Genomic DNA, 15,950 nt, shown 5'->3' on the forward strand with positions numbered 1-15,950 from the left:
TAGGCCATGAAACTTTATGTGATCAGCAAGAGCGGCCGCAAGCCGCAGTATAAGACAGCTGGTGCCGCCGGATTCGATATCCAGGCGTTTCTGGAAGCGCCGATGTGCCTTCCACCGGGGGGCAGAGCACTGGTGCCAACGGGGCTTTTTCTGCAGGTTCCGGAAGGATATGAAGCACAGGTCAGAGCCCGCAGCGGTCTGGCTATCCACTATGGGATCGGTTTGGTCAATGGTATTGGGACGGTGGACGCGGACTACCGGGGGGAGATTCTGGTCCCTTTGATCAACTGGGGCCAGGAGCCTTTTGAGATTCACGACGGGGACAGGATTGCGCAGGTGGTGATCAGTCCGGTTACGCAGGCAGAGATACAACTGACAGATACATTGGAGGAAACAGAACGGGGTCATGGTGGCTTCGGGCATACGGGGGTATAGACATGTTGATGAGAGAGGAATTGGAAAAGAGAGAACAGGAGCAGCTGTCGCCTTTTGCGACCAAGGCTTCTGAAACAAGGGGACGACAACTGGAGGAGGCTCCCTGTGACTTCCGCACATGCTTCCAACGGGATCGGGACAGGATCATCCATTCCAAGGCCTTTCGCAGACTGATGCACAAGACACAGGTATTCCTTGCTCCGGAGGGGGATCATTACAGAACCAGACTGACCCACACTCTGGAGGTATCTCAGGTGGCCCGGACCATCGCCAGAACGCTGAATCTGAATGAGGATCTGGTGGAAGCTATCGCCCTTGGTCATGACCTGGGGCACACCCCATTCGGCCATAACGGGGAAATGGTGCTGGATCAGATCTACCCGGGCGGGTTTCGCCACAATGAACAGAGTTTGCGTGTGGTAGATCTTCTGGAGGATCACAAAGGCAGGCCAGGGATGAACCTGACGTTCGAGGTGCGGGACGGGATCGTAAATCACACAGGTTCCCTGAAACCGGCTACCCCGGAAGGCGAGGTCGTGAAGATCAGTGACCGTATCGCCTATATCAACCACGACATCGACGATGCTATTCGAAGCGGCGTATTGACCCTGGCGGATCTCCCTGAGCAGCCCATCCGGATGTTTGGAAAGGAACACGGAGAACGGATCAGCAATATGGTCCAGAATGTGGTGGAGAACAGTGACGGAAAACCACATGTGGCCATGGATGAAGAACACATGGAACAACTGACGGTGCTCAGGAGTTTCATGTTCAGGAACGTCTACAAGAGCAGCAAGGTCAAGAAGGCATCCGATGTAAAAAAGACAGAATTCATCATCTCGGCTTTGTACGAGTATTTCGCCAGTCATCCAGAGGAACTGCCGAAGGATATGGGACATATCATCAGAGAAGAAGGCCCTGAGGCTGCGGCCAAGGACCATGTGGCAGGAATGACAGATCGGTACGCCATGCGTATATACCAGGAGAACTTCTTCCCGGAAGGGCTTTTCTGAAAAATAATCTCAAAAAATACCGGCAGAAAGAAGGAAGCCGGTGTTTTTTTACGAATAATAAGGGTATGAGTATATCATATTCACCGACATCAATAGATAATCTGAAAGATCGCGTGGACATTGTGGACGTGATCGGACAGGTGGTACAGCTGAAAAGGGCAGGGGCCAACTACAAGGGACTTTGTCCTTTTCATAATGAGAAAACACCGTCCTTCAGCGTGTCACAGTCGCGGCAGCACTTTCACTGCTTCGGTTGCGGTGCCAAGGGGGACGTGATCGAGTTCGTCATGCGGTACCGAAACCTGAGTTTCCCGGAAGCCGTAGAGAAACTGGCAGAGGAGCACGGAATCGAGATGGAGGTCGCGAGGACCGTCGATAACCGGAAGGAGTATTACGAGATTAACCGTATGGCTGCCCGCTTCTTCTACAGATCCTTTACGGAGGTGAAGAACCCAGGATATCCGTACATGAAGAACCGAGGGATCTCTGACCAGACGTTGAAACGATTCGGGATCGGATATGCAGATCGGGAATGGGACAGTCTCTACAGACACCTTCACGCGCAGGGGATACCGGACGACAAGATGGAGGAGCTGGGTCTGGTTTCCAAGGGACGGAACGGGAAGTACTATGACAAGTTCCGGAACCGAGTGATCTTTCCTATTTTCGACATCAGCGGACGGGTCATCGGATTTGGAGGGCGGGCCATCAGTCCGGAGGACAACCCGAAGTACCTCAACTCACCGGAAAGCAAGGTTTTCCGTAAGAAGGATAATCTCTATGCGCTCAACTTCTCCCGGCAGGATGCAGGGAAAGCCGGGTATCTCATTCTTGTAGAAGGGTATATGGATGTCATTTCCGTCTACCAGGCAGGGATCCGTAACGTAGCAGCCTCTCTGGGAACAGCCCTGACGGAACAACAGGCTCATCTGATCCACAATCGCTGCTGCAAGGACGTGGTCCTGTCCTATGATGCCGATCAGGCCGGACGAAATGCGGCACTGCGAGGGATCGAAATTCTAAAGAAGCAAGGAATCCGGGTGAGGGTGCTGCATGTAACAGACGGAAAGGATCCGGATGAATATATCAAACAATATGGCAAGGATGCTTTTCTGAAACTGGTGGACAGTGCTTTGTCCTACGGTGACTATAAACTGGCGTCTGCGCAGATCGGCCTCGATTTGACGGATGACGAGCAGAAGACGGAGTTCGCAAGGCGTGCCCTGGCAATGATCGCCGACATGAGCCCGGTAGAGCAGAGCGTCTACAAGGACAAGATCGCAGAACTCACCGGAATTGCGGTGACAGCATTGGATCAGGAGATGTCCCTTCAGGCTTCTGGACGGAAGGAACGCAGGCAGACCCGCCGCAGGGATGCGGAAGAGGAGGAATCGCGGACAGAGGTTTCTCCTCTGGAGCGGAGCATCATCCGTCTTCTCATGATGGATCCTTCTTATGGAGAGAAAGTCCGTCGGGGGATGCTCGGACGGTTTGGACCGGTGCTTCAGAAGGTCATTCTTCTGGCAGCGAAATATCAGGATCAACCGGACTACGTATGGAACGAGGCGCTGATCGATGAAGCCGATGAGTACGCGGAGCTATTGATGCAGATCCGACGGGATACCAACATAGATCCTGATCCAAAGGTTGCGTTTGATAAATGTATGCGGGATGTGCAGCAGCAGGAGTTGGTCCGGCAGGAGGGACAGATCCGCCATCTTCTGGACCGGTCTGATGAGGAAGAAGACCAGGAAGCCATCAGAGAGCTGATGGAACGACTGAAAATCATACAGAGAAAGAGAAAAACATTACTGTTCGAAGAAAACGAGGGGGACGAATGAGCACTAAGAAACCAAAACAACCAACCAACAAAAAGACCAAGGGCGACAACCAGGAAGAGGTCGTGCAATTCCATTTCGAAGGGATGAATGCGGATCAAATCAAGGCAACGCTGGTGGAAGAGCTGGGAAAGAAGGCGGAGGAGACAAATAACGTTCTGACGTATTCTGTCATCGCAAACATGTTGGAATCCTATGATCTGGACAAGAATCTGATCGATGAGGTATATGACGAACTTCTTTCCAAAGGGGTTGAGCTAGTCACAGATTCATCTCCCGAGGATTTTGCAATGATCCTGGATGGGGATGATGAAGGTACAGACGAAGAGGACGATGGTGTCGTCCTGAAGAAGACCGGGGAGATCGATGTGGAAGCCACTGTTCCAAAGGGGGTCAGTGTCGATGATCCGGTACGTATGTATCTGAAAGAGATCGGCAAGGTGCAGCTTCTGACTGCGGAAGAAGAGATTGAGCTGGCTAAGAGAATGGAAGCCGGTGACGAGGAAGCGAAGAACAAGCTCTGTGAGGCAAATCTTCGACTGGTGGTCAGCATCGCCAAGCGATATGTGGGAAGGGGAATGCTCTTTCTCGACCTGATCCAGGAGGGAAACCTGGGGCTGATCAAGGCAGTTGACAAGTTTGACTACAGAAAGGGCTACAAATTCTCCACCTACGCCACTTGGTGGATCCGGCAGGCGATCACCAGGTCTATCGCTGACCAGGCCAGGACTATACGTATCCCAGTGCATATGGTGGAGACTATCAACAAGCTGATCCGGGTGTCCAGACAACTGTTGCAGACCTACGGTCGTGAACCGACGCCGGAGGAGATCTCCAAGGAGATGGGAATCTCTGTAGACAAGGTCAGAGAGATCCAGAAAATCGCCCAGGAGCCTGTGTCTTTGGAAACCCCGATCGGCGAGGAAGAGGATAGTCATCTGGGGGACTTCATTCCTGATGATGATGTTCCCAAGCCGGCAGAGGCCGCGGCGTACTCCATGTTGAAGGAACAGCTGCTGGAGGTGCTGGATACGCTTACTGAGAGAGAACAGAAGGTACTTAAGCTGCGGTTTGGCCTGGAGGACGGCCGTCAGAGGACGCTGGAAGAGGTCGGTCGGGAGTTTGACGTGACCAGAGAGAGGATCCGGCAGATCGAGGCGAAGGCCCTCCGTAAACTGCGCCACCCCAGCAGAAGCAAGAAACTCAGAGATTACCTGGAGTAACCTATGAAACTCAGTGACAGACTGCAGGCACTGGCGGACTATATACAGCAAGGGGAAACCATGGCGGATATCGGAACCGACCATGGGTTTCTTCCTATCTATCTGACTGAGCAGGGAATCTGCCCGCACGTGATCCTGACAGACATCAGCAAGGGTTCCCTGGAGAAGGCGCTGATGGACTGTAGGGATTACGATGCCTGCCACGAGTTCGACCTTCGCTGGGGGGATGGACTGACCGTGCTTTCTCCCGGGGAGGTGGATGCGGTGGTGATCGCCGGAATGGGCGGCCTGCTGATGGCAGAGATCCTGGAGAAGGATCCGGCGCTCTCTGCTTCTTTTGAGAAGTTCATCCTGCAGCCCAGGACGCAGGTCGGACAACTTCGATACCGCCTGCAGAGACAAGGGTTTCAGATCCAAGAAGAACGCCTGGTACGAGAGCGTGCGCGTATCTGTGAGGTCCTTCTGGTCAGGCCAGGCTGTGTAAACAAGCCAGTTCCTGCCTATGAGGAAGTACCGGAACTGTACGATTTCCCGGATACGCTTGTACAAATGCCCGGACCGCTTACGGCTGAGTATCTGCAACGTGCCCTTGCCAAGCAGAAGCGCAATCATGAACACATGGAGATGGCTAGGCGTATAGACGAAGAGGCGATGCGGCGCACTGTGCGCGCTATTCGCCGCCTGGAGCGATTGATCGATGAGGTGAAACAACGTGAACAAAGTCAGATTCTATAGAACGATGGAAACCCTCTGCCCATCAGAATTGGCGGAGGAGTGGGATAACTGCGGTATCCAGATCGATACGGAATACGATGAAGTGAACCGGGTGCTGGTTGCACTGGAAGTGACGGAGGCAGTGATCCGAGAGGCGGAAGAGGTGAATGCAGACATGATCGTCACCCACCATCCGCTTCTGTTTAACGGACTTCGTTCCATCTGCGCAGATGATTCCGTCGGCGGGCTTGTGTACCGCCTGATCCGCAGCGGGATTTCCGTGTACTCCTGTCACACCTCTTTTGATTCTTTGGAGGGAGGCAACAACGACGAACTTGGCAGATTGCTTTGTCTCAGCGAGGTGGAGAAGTTTGAGAGCGGGAACCCAATGTGTCGCAAGGGGGTGACTCCCTTTGAGATCAGTCTGGAGGACTTTGTGCGTGGGTTGAGCAGAAGTCTTGCGATCGAACCGAGGAAACTCGCTGTAGTAGGAGATCCATCGACCACGATCTGTACGGTGGGCTGGTGTACAGGCGCCGGCGCAGAGTTTATCCCCGAGGCAGCCCAAGAGGGGTTGGACCTTTTTATCACCGGGGATCTGAAATACCACCAGGCACAGGAGGCGAAAGCGCTGGGGATCGCTGTGATCGATGCGGGCCACTACGGTACGGAGAAAATCTTTGGGGCGAACATGACGGATCTGCTGGCTTCCAAAACTAATTGTGAAGTGATTCAATCAAGGATTGATATCGATCCGTTTCTATGATATAATCGAATGTCTGGCAGGCCAGATGATCGCGTGCGTAAGCATGAGGAAAGTCCGGGCTCCACAGGGCGAGGATGCCGTGATAACGTCCGGCGTAGGTAACTATAGGGAAAGTGCAACAGAAACACACCGCCGAAACGGGTCATGCCGTGGCAAGGGTGAAATGGTGAGGTAAGAGCTCACCGGCGTTCTGGAGACAGAACGGCCGTGTAAACCCCATCCGGAGCAAGGTCGGAGGGCAGTATGGTGGCGGCCCGTCACCGCCCGAGAGGTGGACCGCATGAGCGCGCAGAGATGTTGCGCCTAGATAGATGATCATCTAATACAGAACCCGGCTTACAGACCTGCCAGACGACGATGGAGTTTACGGATCGATGATCCTGTGAACTCCTGTTATTTATTGCTCACTTTCAGTTATATAGGATAGAAGGTGTTTCATTGTCAGAGAAAAGGGAATTAGAAATAATAGAACCAAAAGAACAGAAGAAGTCGCCTGCATTGTCCCGTAACCGGGAACCGGATGCTAACAAGATGGGCACGGAGCCGATCGGTAGACTGTTGGCGGCAATGTCATGGCCGGCTATCCTCTCAATGATGATTTTGGCGCTTTATAACATTGTCGACAGCATTTTTGTGGCCAGAATCAGTACCCAGGCATTGACTGCAGTATCGCTGGTAAATCCAGTGCAGATGCTGATGGTTGCGGTGTCAGTGGGAAGTGCGGTAGGCGTCAACTCGCTGATCGCCAGGAGACTGGGAGCCAGACGTTTTCGAGAAGCGAACCAGGCGGCCAGTACCAGCCTGCGGATCGGATTTTGGAATTTTGTACTTTGGGCAGTGTTTGGAGCCGTGTTCGCGCGACCCTTCATGCAAATGTATACGAGTGATGCCCAGGTGTTGGAATACGGTGTGCAGTATCTTCGCATCGTCACCACGCTTTCTGTGTTCACCATGATCGACGTGCAGATCGAGAAGGTTCTGCAGGCCACGGGGAACATGGTCGCACCGATGATCATCAGCATCTCTGGTGCGCTGACCAATGTGGCTCTGGATCCGATCCTGATCTTCGGTCTGTTTGGGCTTCCCCGCCTGGAAGTAGTGGGGGCCGCGTATGCGACGATCATCGGGCAGGCCGTATCGCTGACGGTGGCTCTGTTCATCTTCTTCCGCAATAAACAGGAAGTCACTATCCAAATTCGCGGGTACAAACGTGACTGGAAGGTGGTTCGTGACATCTATGCTGTCGGGCTTCCTGGTATGGTGATGCAGTCTATCGGTTCGATCATGTTGTTCGGATATAACGCAATCATCGCTGCTTCTGCCACTGCGGTTGCGGTGCTTGGGGTTTATTTCAAACTGCAGATGTTTGTGTTCATGCCGGTGTTTGGTATGAACCAGGGGGCCATGCCTATCATGGGCTACAACTACGGTGCCAGAAACAAAGAACGCCTGATGGAGACCTTCAAAAAAGGTCTGATCGCTGCCTTCGTGATCATGGGTGCCGGTTTGATTCTGTTCCAGGCAGCACCGGAGATTCTTCTGAAGATGTTTGACGCAGATGAGGAAATGCTGCGACTGGGCGTTCCGGCGCTCCGGTTGATGAGCATCTGTTTCCTTCCGGCCGCGTTTGGCATCATGTGCTCCACGCTGTTTCAGAGTACCGGACATGGGATGTACAGTCTCTTTGCTTCGCTACTCCGGCAGCTGGTGGGGATCTTGCCGCTGGCGTATCTGTTGTATCACAGCTTCGGGCTGACGGTCTCCTGGGCCTCTTTCCCTCTGGCGGAGATCATCGGTACCATCTACGCTATCATCATGCTGACCTATCTGTACAAGACTGAACTGAATAATCTATAGTGTGTCAAAATGTGTCAAAAAGAACCGTCCCCTTTGACACACTTACCCTTTGACACACTTAGACACAAATTGACATAATTTGAACACTGGATAACGGAGAAATACTATGAGTAAATTGGGAATCGATATCGGTTCTACCACTGTCAAACTGGTGGTGTTGGACGATGAAAACAAAGTACAATACTCCAGATACGAACGGCACATGTCCAACGTCTTTGAAAAGGTGGAAGAGCTTATCAAGGACATGTATCAGGAATTGGGCGATATCAGTCTGCGCCCTGTGATTACAGGGTCCGGTGGGTTGTCTCTAGCCAAACTCATCGATGTCCGGTTCGAGCAGGAGGTCATTTCCTGCAGCCGGGCTGTGGAAGCGTTGATTCCTGAAACTGATGTGGCCATCGAACTGGGTGGAGAGGATGCCAAGATCACCTTTTACGGGGCGACTGTAGAACAGCGGATGAACGGCACCTGTGCAGGAGGGACCGGCGCCTTTATCGACCAGATGGCGATCCTGCTGAATACTGATGCAGCCGGGCTGAATGAGGCGGCGAAGGACTATAAGGTCATCTATCCCATCGCCGCACGGTGTGGTGTATTCGCCAAAACTGACATCCAGCCCTTGATCAACGATGGTGCAGACAAAGCCGACCTTGCTGCTTCGATTTTCCAGGCGGTGGTCAACCAGACCATCAGCGGACTGGCCTGCGGCCATCCCATCAAAGGGAAGGTGGCCTTCCTGGGTGGCCCGCTGTCCTTCCTCTCTGAACTCAGGAAACGGTTTATCGAGACATTGGAATTACCGGATGAGGACGTGATTTTTCCGGAGGATTCCAAGTTTTTCGTGGCCATCGGTGCCGCCATGCTGGCAGAGAAGCAGGCAGAGGTCACACTTGCGGAGATCGTGAAACGTATGGACGAGGCAGACAAGGAACAATTGTCCGAGTCCAAACATATCGAACCGTTATTCCGCGATCTTCATGAATATAGGGACTTCAAGGCTCGCCACGACAAAGCAAAGATAAAGCGTAGAGATCTTTCCAAGGCAACCGGGCGCGTGTACCTGGGGATCGATGCCGGATCTACCACTACCAAAGCGACTTTGATCGATGAAGAGAAAAACCTGCTCTATTCGTTCTACAGGAGCAATGAGGGGAACCCCATCGAGGCAGTCCGTTCTATGCTATACGAGCTTTATGATCAGCTGCCGAATACAGCGTACATAGCGAACGTATGTGCCACCGGATATGGTGAGAATCTGATCAAGGCCGCATTCAAGGCGGACATGGGCGAGATCGAGACCATGGCGCACTATAAGGCAGCCGAAGAGTTTCTGCCCGGTGTGGATTTCATTCTGGACATCGGTGGCCAGGATATGAAGTGTATGAAGATCAAGGATGGCGCCATCTATAACATCATGCTGAATGAGGCTTGTTCCTCGGGCTGTGGATCCTTCCTGGAGACTTACGCCAAGTCGGTCAATATGGACACAAAAGCTTTTGCTAAGGAGGCACTGCTTGCGGAAAACCCTGTGGATCTGGGTACACGCTGTACGGTGTTCATGAATTCCAAGGTCAAGCAGGCGCAGAAGGAAGGTGCTACCATTGGTGACATTTCTGCAGGCCTTTCGTATTCCGTGATCAAGAATGCTTTGTACAAGGTCATCAAGCTCAGGAACACCGATGAGACCGGCAACAAGATCGTCGTTCAGGGGGGCACTTTCATGAACAACGCCGTGCTCCGGAGCATTGAACAGATCATAGGGAAGGAAGTAGTTCGCCCGGATATCGCTGGCCTGATGGGGGCTTACGGGTGCGCGCTGATCGCACGGAACCACTATGTGAAGGGAACACGATCTTCCATCCTCTCCAGAGAGGATCTGGGACGTTTCTCGGTGGAACATGTGAATGGACGGTGCAAACGTTGTGAGAACCAGTGCATCCTCACCATCAACAAGTTCAGCAATGGCACCAGGTACATCACTGGAAACCGATGTGAGAAGGGGGCCGGGGGCAATCTTCACGAGAACAAGATTCCAAACCTATACGAGTACAAGGTGGGGCGGCTGTTTGATTACAAGCCTCTTCCTGAAGAAGAAGCTACCCGTGGCGTGGTTGCTATCCCGAGGGTGCTTAACATGTACGAGAACTACCCGTTCTGGTTCCGCTTCTTTACGGAGCTGGGATTCCGGGTGGAGCTTTCACCTCAGAGCACAAAGACCATCTACAACATGGGCATCGACACCATTTCCTCCGATACCGCCTGTTATCCGGCCAAACTTGTGCACGGACATATCAAGTGGCTGGTGGAGCATGGATTCAAGATGATCTTCTATCCGAGCCTGAACTACGAGCGGGCAGAGGATACCAAGGCACCGAACCACTACAACTGCCCGATCGTGGCCACCTATCCGGAGGTCATCGCAAACAACATGGACGAGCTGATGGCCCAGGAGAACGTGCGATTTCTGCATCCCTTCCTGCCTTATGACAACGACCTGAAACTGGCGAAGGAATTGGCCGTGCATCTGGAATCTTATCACATCGACTATCAGGAGATCCGTCGAGCAGTGAAGATGGCGAGAGAAGAGCAGATCACCTTCAAGAACGATGTTAAAAAACAAGGTGAGTATGCGCTGAAGTACGCGGAGGATCACAACAAGAAGGTGATCGTTTTGGCAGGACGTCCCTACCACCTGGATCCGGAGATCAACCACGGCATCGACAAGATGATCAATTCCTTCGACCTCGTGGTGGTAACAGAGGACTCCATTGCGCACAAAGTCGAACTGGCCAGACCGATCCGTGTGCTGGACCAGTGGGTCTACCATTCCCGGCTCTATAAAGCAGCCACTTTTGCCGGAACCAGAGACGATGTGGAACTGGTACAGCTGAACTCCTTTGGCTGTGGTCTGGATGCGGTGACCACCGATCAGGTGGAGGAGATCTGCAACCGGAACAACAAGATGTACACTGTACTGAAGATCGATGAGGTGTCCAACCTGGGAGCGGCCAGGATCAGGATCCGTTCCCTGAAGGCGGCCATGGATGAGCGCCAGAAGAATCACGTGGAACTGACCACCGATAACAGTCCGCAGGAACGCAAGATCTTCACCAAAGAGATGCGTAAGGACTACACACTGCTGATTCCGCAGATGTCGCCAATCCACTTCAACTATCTGAAGGAAGCCATGCAGGCCTGCGGGTATAATGCAGTGTTGCTTCCTCCGGTAGATACCAACTCCGTTGATGAAGGCCTGAAGTACATAAACAACGACGCCTGCTATCCTACCATCGTGACACTTGGACAGATCATCTCCGCACTGAAGTCCGGGGAGTACGACCTGAAGAAAACAGCGGTATTTATGTCGCAGACCGGTGGTGGATGTCGAGCCAGTAACTATATCGCGCTGCTCCGGAAAGCCCTGAAGGATCTGGGGATGGAACAGATCCCGGTGATCTCCTTCAATATCGTTGGACTGGAGAAGAATCCAGGATTCAAGATCACACCGAGAATGGGGATGAGTCTGATCATCGGCTGTCTCTACGGAGACCTGATGATGCGTCTTCTCTACGCCACCAGACCATACGAGAAGGAGGCAGGGGCCAGCCAGGCGCTGATGGACAGCTGGTATGACCGTATCGTGGACAATATGCTCCACTATAAGCGGAAGGTATTCGAACAAAATGTGACCAGGATCGTCCAGGAGTTCGATGCCATCGAGCGCATTCCCGACAAAAAACCCCGAGTAGGTGTTGTGGGAGAGATTCTGGTGAAATACCATCCAAACGCCAACAACCAGATCGTGGATACCATCGAGGCAGAAGGCGGGGAAGCCGTGGTGCTGGATCTGATCGATTTCTTCCTCTATGGCATGGAAAACAAAAAATTCAACTACGAACATCTGTCTGGGTCTTGGGTGTCCTGGCGCGCCAACCAGGCCGCCATCCGTGTGATCGAACATCTGCGCAAACCAATGCGAAAGGCACTGCGCGCAAGCCGTCACTTTACAGAACCTGCTCACATCTGGGATACGGCCTCCAAGGCGTCGGAGATCATCTCCATAGGCAATCAGTGTGGAGAGGGATGGCTCCTTACCGGCGAAATGGCAGAGTTGATTGACAGTGGTGTAAACAATATCGTTTGCCTGCAGCCCTTCGCCTGCCTGCCGAACCACGTGACCGGAAAGGGCATGATGAAAGCCATACGGAAACGGAATCCGAAAGCGAATATCGTGGCCATTGACTACGATCCAGGCGCCAGCGATGTGAATCAGCTGAACCGTATCAAGCTGATGATGTCCACAGCACATAAGAACATGCAGTAATCGTATTGAAAGAAGCTTGGTTTTGTAGTATACTACTATAGTTGAGTAATGATATGAGCAATAAATCTAGATAAGAAGGAGGTGTCTCCATGGGAAGACACGGCACAATTGCAGGTAGGAAGGCAGCACAGGATTCCAAGAGAGCTGCTTTGTTCACAAAGTACGCGAAGACGATCACGGTAGCAGCGAAGGACGGAGGAGATCCGGAATACAATGCAAGCCTGAGAGTCGCCATCGAGAAGGCGAAGAGCATCGGCATGCCGAACGATAACATCACCCGTGCCATCAAGAAAGGTACAGGTGAGATCGAGGGAGCATCCTATGATGAGTTGAAGTTTGAGGGATACGGCGCCGGTGGTGTGGCCATCATCGTAGATTGCCTGACTGACAACACCAACCGTACGACATCAGCAGTCAGATCTTTGTTCGACAAGCACGGTGGAAATCTGGGAACTCCGGGATGCGTCACCTATATGTTCGACCGGAAGGGCGTCATCATCCTGGAGAAGGGTGATCTTGACGAAGATACAGTCATGGATGCAGCTCTGGAGGCTGGTGCAGAAGATATGATCACCAACGAGGACAACTTCCAGATCCTGACGGATCCTTCGGACTATCCTGCTGTGGATGATGCATTGAGAAAGGCCGGGTTCGAGATCGTAGAGTCTGAGGTGGAATACGTACCCTCTGTGGAGAGCACCCCTGATGAGAAGGACCTGAAGAAACTGAAGAAATTGGTCACTTTCCTTGAGGACAACGACGACGTGCAGAACGTACACACCAACTGCGCTGTTGATCTGGACGAGGTCGAGTAGTTTTTTGAACAATAGGGCGAAATCCGTATTTCTACGGGTTTTGCCCTTTTGTATTCTTGACCTGTCCGCGTAGATATTGTACAATAGAATTGCCTGGAACATGCGTTAAGGGCTCTTAATTGAACCTACATCACCAACAAGGGAACCTGGATCTCTCCGTGGATGGCATGCCTCCATCGAGTGGACGTCAGAAGCCGGGAGCAGGGTACCCACCTATCATATTTGATAGGCGTCAATTAAGTCCTGACGGTGTTTTGGGTATTTTTATATTATCTAACGGATAGAAAAGAGGCAGTACATGGCGAAGCGGATCATTATCATAGACGGGAACAGCTTACTGAACCGGGCGTACTATGCGATGCAGCGGCCTATGATCACCAGGGACGGAGTGTACACCCAGGGGATCTTCGGGTTCATGAACATGATCAACAAGATCATGGAGGATTACGGTCCGGACTACATGGCGGTTGCCTGGGATATGAAAGCGCCCACCTTCCGTCACAAGGAATACGATGCATACAAGGCAGGTCGACGGAAGATGCCGCCTGAACTGGCCATGGAGTTTCCCATTGTTAAGGAAATCATGGACGCCATGCACATCGCCAATCTTGAGATCGAAGGATTTGAGGCGGACGACATCATCGGTACCCTTTCCAGGATCGCGGAGGAGGAGGGGCTGTCTCCGCTGATCATTACCGGCGACAAGGATGCGTTGCAGTTGACGTCAGATACCACCAAGGTGCTCATTACCCGTAAGGGAATCTCTGAATTTGATCTGTATGACCGGAGCAAAATGATCGAACGCTACGAACTTACGCCGGAGCAGTTCATCGACCTGAAGGGTCTCATGGGAGACTCCTCGGACAATATCCCCGGCATCCCGGGGGTTGGGGAGAAGACAGGGATCAAGCTATTGAAACAATTCGGCAGCATTGAGGCACTGGTCGCCGGTACCGATCAGATCAAGGCGGCCAAGCTGCGTCAGAAGGTGGAGGAAAACATCCAGCTGGCTATTATGAGCAAACGCCTGGCCACCATCAACCGATATGTGCCGCTTGAGATGGATCTTGCTTCCTTCCGGGTACAGGAACCCAACTATGAGGCCCTGGTAGGGATCTACACCAGACTGGAGTTCAACAGTTTTCTGAAGCGCCTGAAACATGATGGCGTGGAAATCGATTCTGCTTCAGACGAACTGGATATGGGAGCATATTCTGTTGAGATCATCGAAACAGCAGAAGCGCTTGATGCTCTTCGGAAATTGTCCGATGGAGAAACCATCACTATCAAGGTGTTCGGAAGCGATGACCATGTGGCGGGAGCACGGATAGACGGGATTGCCATTCTCCACAGGAATACCTGTTGGTACCTGGTGGAGAACGAGAGCACGAGGGCGCCTATTACAGAGCTCATGAACGAGAAACACTTCCGCTTGCAGGGACACGATCTGGCAGCGGACTACTATATGTTGCTGGCAGAGGGCATCCGAACCTTTACAACGGCCTTCGATTCCCAGGTGGCTGCATATGTCCTGGATCCTGCCCGCTCCAGCTACGATATCAAGGTTATGGCACTGGACATGCTCCGCCACGAGATTCCCTCCCAGAAGGAGTTTCTCGAGGACGCAGGGCAGACGACTTTGTTCGGCACCGATCACAGCGCCTACGCAAACTACGGACTTCACTGGTGTGTCGTCTCTGACGCGCTGAGAGCCCGGCAGGAGAAGCAGCTTGTTCAGGCAGAGTCAGATTTCGTATGCAGAGAGATCGAGTTTCCGCTGATCCGTGTGCTGGCGGACATGGAACATGTCGGCATCCGGGTGGACGGGGGCATGCTTGAGGAGATCGGCCGGAAACTGACCGCCAACATCGATCAGATCCAGCAAGATATCTATGAGCTGGCAGGGGAGACCTTCAACATCAATTCACCGACTCAACTGGGCCCGATCCTGTTTGAGAAGCTTGGACTGCCCGCCGGCAAGAAGACCAAGCGTGGTTACAGCACCAGCGCAGATATCCTGAAGAAGATCGCAGATAAGCATCCCATCATCGATCGCATTCTGGAGTACAGGACCATCACCAAACTCTACAGTACCTATGTGGAGGGACTGCGTCCTCTGATTGACCAGAATGGACGTATCCACGCCCATTTCCAGCAGACGGTGGCGGCCACAGGACGCCTGAGCTGCACCGAACCGAACCTGCAGAACATCCCTGTACGTACGGAGGAGGGAAGAGAGCTCCGGAAGGCCTTTGCCAGCGATGAAGGGGCGATTCTGATCGGTGCCGACTATTCTCAGATCGAGCTTCGGATCCTGGCTCATCTATCCGGTGACGAGAACCTGATCGAAGCCTTTAACCATGGAGATGACATCCACCGTATGACTGCTTCCAGAGTGTTTGGTCTCCCTTACGACCAGGTGACTTCGCTGGACAGAAGCAAGGCCAAGGCGGTTAATTTTGGCGTGATCTACGGCATGAGCAGTTTTGGACTGTCGGAGAACCTGCATATCACCCGCAAGGAAGCGGATAGCTACATCCGGGACTACTTTTCCAAGCATCCTGCGGTGAAGGCCTATATGGACGGGCAGATCGCTTTTGCACGGGAGCATGGATTCACGACCACAGTGTTCGGCCGGCGGCGCTACATCAACGAGATCAAGGCCTCCAATTTCATGACACGTCAGTTGGGAGAGCGCCTTGCAATGAACAGCCCCATCCAGGGAACGGCTGCGGACATCATCAAGATCGCCATGAACAAGGTCTATTACGAGCTGGAGGAGAGGGGAATGCGTTCCCGGCTGATCCTTCAGATCCACGATGAACTCATCATCAACGCCGTTCCGGAAGAACTGGAGCAGGTGAAGGAACTGCTGATCCGCAACATGGAAAGCGCAGCGGATCTGGCAGTGAAGTTGACGTGTGATATGAACCAGGGGACGACCTGGTATGAACTGAAGGACTGA

Annotated in this window: 10 protein-coding genes and 2 other RNA genes; all 12 read left to right on the forward strand. The window is 52.7% G+C overall.

Annotated elements, in window-relative coordinates; genetic code table 11:
• Positions 1-6: 6 nt before the first annotated feature.
• The 12 genes from dut (at position 7) to polA (ending at position 15,950) form a co-directional block, all read left to right on the forward strand.
• Positions 7-435, forward strand: coding sequence for a dUTP diphosphatase (gene dut / locus P156_RS0102010; RefSeq protein ID WP_027868719.1), 429 nt, complete (start codon positions 7-9; stop codon positions 433-435).
• Between the two features lie 2 nt (positions 436-437).
• Positions 438-1,448 (forward strand): deoxyguanosinetriphosphate triphosphohydrolase, encoded by a 1,011-nt coding sequence (locus P156_RS0102015; protein ID WP_027868720.1) that lies wholly within the window; start codon positions 438-440, stop codon positions 1,446-1,448.
• Between the two features lie 65 nt (positions 1,449-1,513).
• Positions 1,514-3,289 carry a DNA primase gene (dnaG, locus tag P156_RS12630; protein WP_051600521.1) on the forward strand — a complete coding sequence of 592 codons (1,776 nt, stop codon included), beginning with the start codon at positions 1,514-1,516 and terminating at the stop codon, positions 3,287-3,289.
• On the forward strand, positions 3,286-4,509 hold the full coding sequence (gene rpoD / locus P156_RS0102025; RefSeq protein WP_081818400.1) for an RNA polymerase sigma factor RpoD: 1,224 nt from the start codon (positions 3,286-3,288) through the stop codon (positions 4,507-4,509). The genes dnaG and rpoD overlap by 4 nt, the downstream gene beginning before the upstream one ends.
• Positions 4,510-4,512: 3 nt before the next feature.
• The gene (locus tag P156_RS12635) at positions 4,513-5,244 is read left to right on the forward strand and encodes a class I SAM-dependent methyltransferase (RefSeq protein ID WP_051600523.1); all 732 of its coding nucleotides are present in this window, start codon (positions 4,513-4,515) and stop codon (positions 5,242-5,244) included.
• On the forward strand, positions 5,222-5,989 hold the full coding sequence (locus P156_RS11190; RefSeq protein ID WP_051600525.1) for a Nif3-like dinuclear metal center hexameric protein: 768 nt from the start codon (positions 5,222-5,224) through the stop codon (positions 5,987-5,989). The genes P156_RS12635 and P156_RS11190 overlap by 23 nt, the downstream gene beginning before the upstream one ends.
• Positions 5,990-6,002: 13 nt before the next feature.
• Positions 6,003-6,344, forward strand: an RNA gene (rnpB, locus tag P156_RS13010) — RNase P RNA component class A.
• Between the two features lie 83 nt (positions 6,345-6,427).
• Positions 6,428-7,846: an MATE family efflux transporter gene (locus P156_RS0102040; RefSeq protein ID WP_242838681.1), complete on the forward strand. Its 1,419-nt coding sequence runs from the start codon at positions 6,428-6,430 to the stop codon at positions 7,844-7,846.
• Positions 7,847-7,952: 106 nt separating this feature from the next.
• Positions 7,953-12,170 carry a 2-hydroxyacyl-CoA dehydratase gene (locus P156_RS0102045; RefSeq protein WP_027868723.1) on the forward strand — a complete coding sequence of 1,406 codons (4,218 nt, stop codon included), beginning with the start codon at positions 7,953-7,955 and terminating at the stop codon, positions 12,168-12,170.
• 89 nt (positions 12,171-12,259) lie between these two features.
• On the forward strand, positions 12,260-12,985 hold the full coding sequence (locus tag P156_RS0102050) for a YebC/PmpR family DNA-binding transcriptional regulator (protein ID WP_027868724.1): 726 nt from the start codon (positions 12,260-12,262) through the stop codon (positions 12,983-12,985).
• Positions 12,986-13,072: 87 nt separating this feature from the next.
• Positions 13,073-13,250, forward strand: a non-coding RNA gene (gene ssrS / locus P156_RS13050) — 6S RNA.
• 33 nt (positions 13,251-13,283) lie between these two features.
• Positions 13,284-15,950 (forward strand): DNA polymerase I, encoded by a 2,667-nt coding sequence (gene polA, locus P156_RS0102055; RefSeq protein WP_027868725.1) that lies wholly within the window; start codon positions 13,284-13,286, stop codon positions 15,948-15,950.

It is taken from the genome of Eubacterium sp. AB3007, assembly GCF_000688015.1.
GTDB lineage: Bacteria > Bacillota > Clostridia > Peptostreptococcales > Anaerovoracaceae > Aminicella.

Excerpts from the sequence above, each read along its gene's own strand:
- dut (WP_027868719.1), top strand. The coding sequence starts at position 7 with ATGAAACTTTATGTGATCAGCAAGAGCGGCCGCAAGCCGCAGTATAAG.
- P156_RS0102015 (WP_027868720.1), top strand. The coding sequence starts at position 438 with ATGTTGATGAGAGAGGAATTGGAAAAGAGAGAACAGGAGCAGCTGTCG.
- dnaG (WP_051600521.1), top strand. The coding sequence starts at position 1,514 with ATGAGTATATCATATTCACCGACATCAATAGATAATCTGAAAGATCGC.
- rpoD (WP_081818400.1), top strand. The coding sequence starts at position 3,286 with ATGAGCACTAAGAAACCAAAACAACCAACCAACAAAAAGACCAAGGGC.
- P156_RS12635 (WP_051600523.1), top strand. The coding sequence starts at position 4,513 with ATGAAACTCAGTGACAGACTGCAGGCACTGGCGGACTATATACAGCAA.
- P156_RS0102045 (WP_027868723.1), top strand. The coding sequence starts at position 7,953 with ATGAGTAAATTGGGAATCGATATCGGTTCTACCACTGTCAAACTGGTG.
- P156_RS0102050 (WP_027868724.1), top strand. The coding sequence starts at position 12,260 with ATGGGAAGACACGGCACAATTGCAGGTAGGAAGGCAGCACAGGATTCC.
- polA (WP_027868725.1), top strand. The coding sequence starts at position 13,284 with ATGGCGAAGCGGATCATTATCATAGACGGGAACAGCTTACTGAACCGG.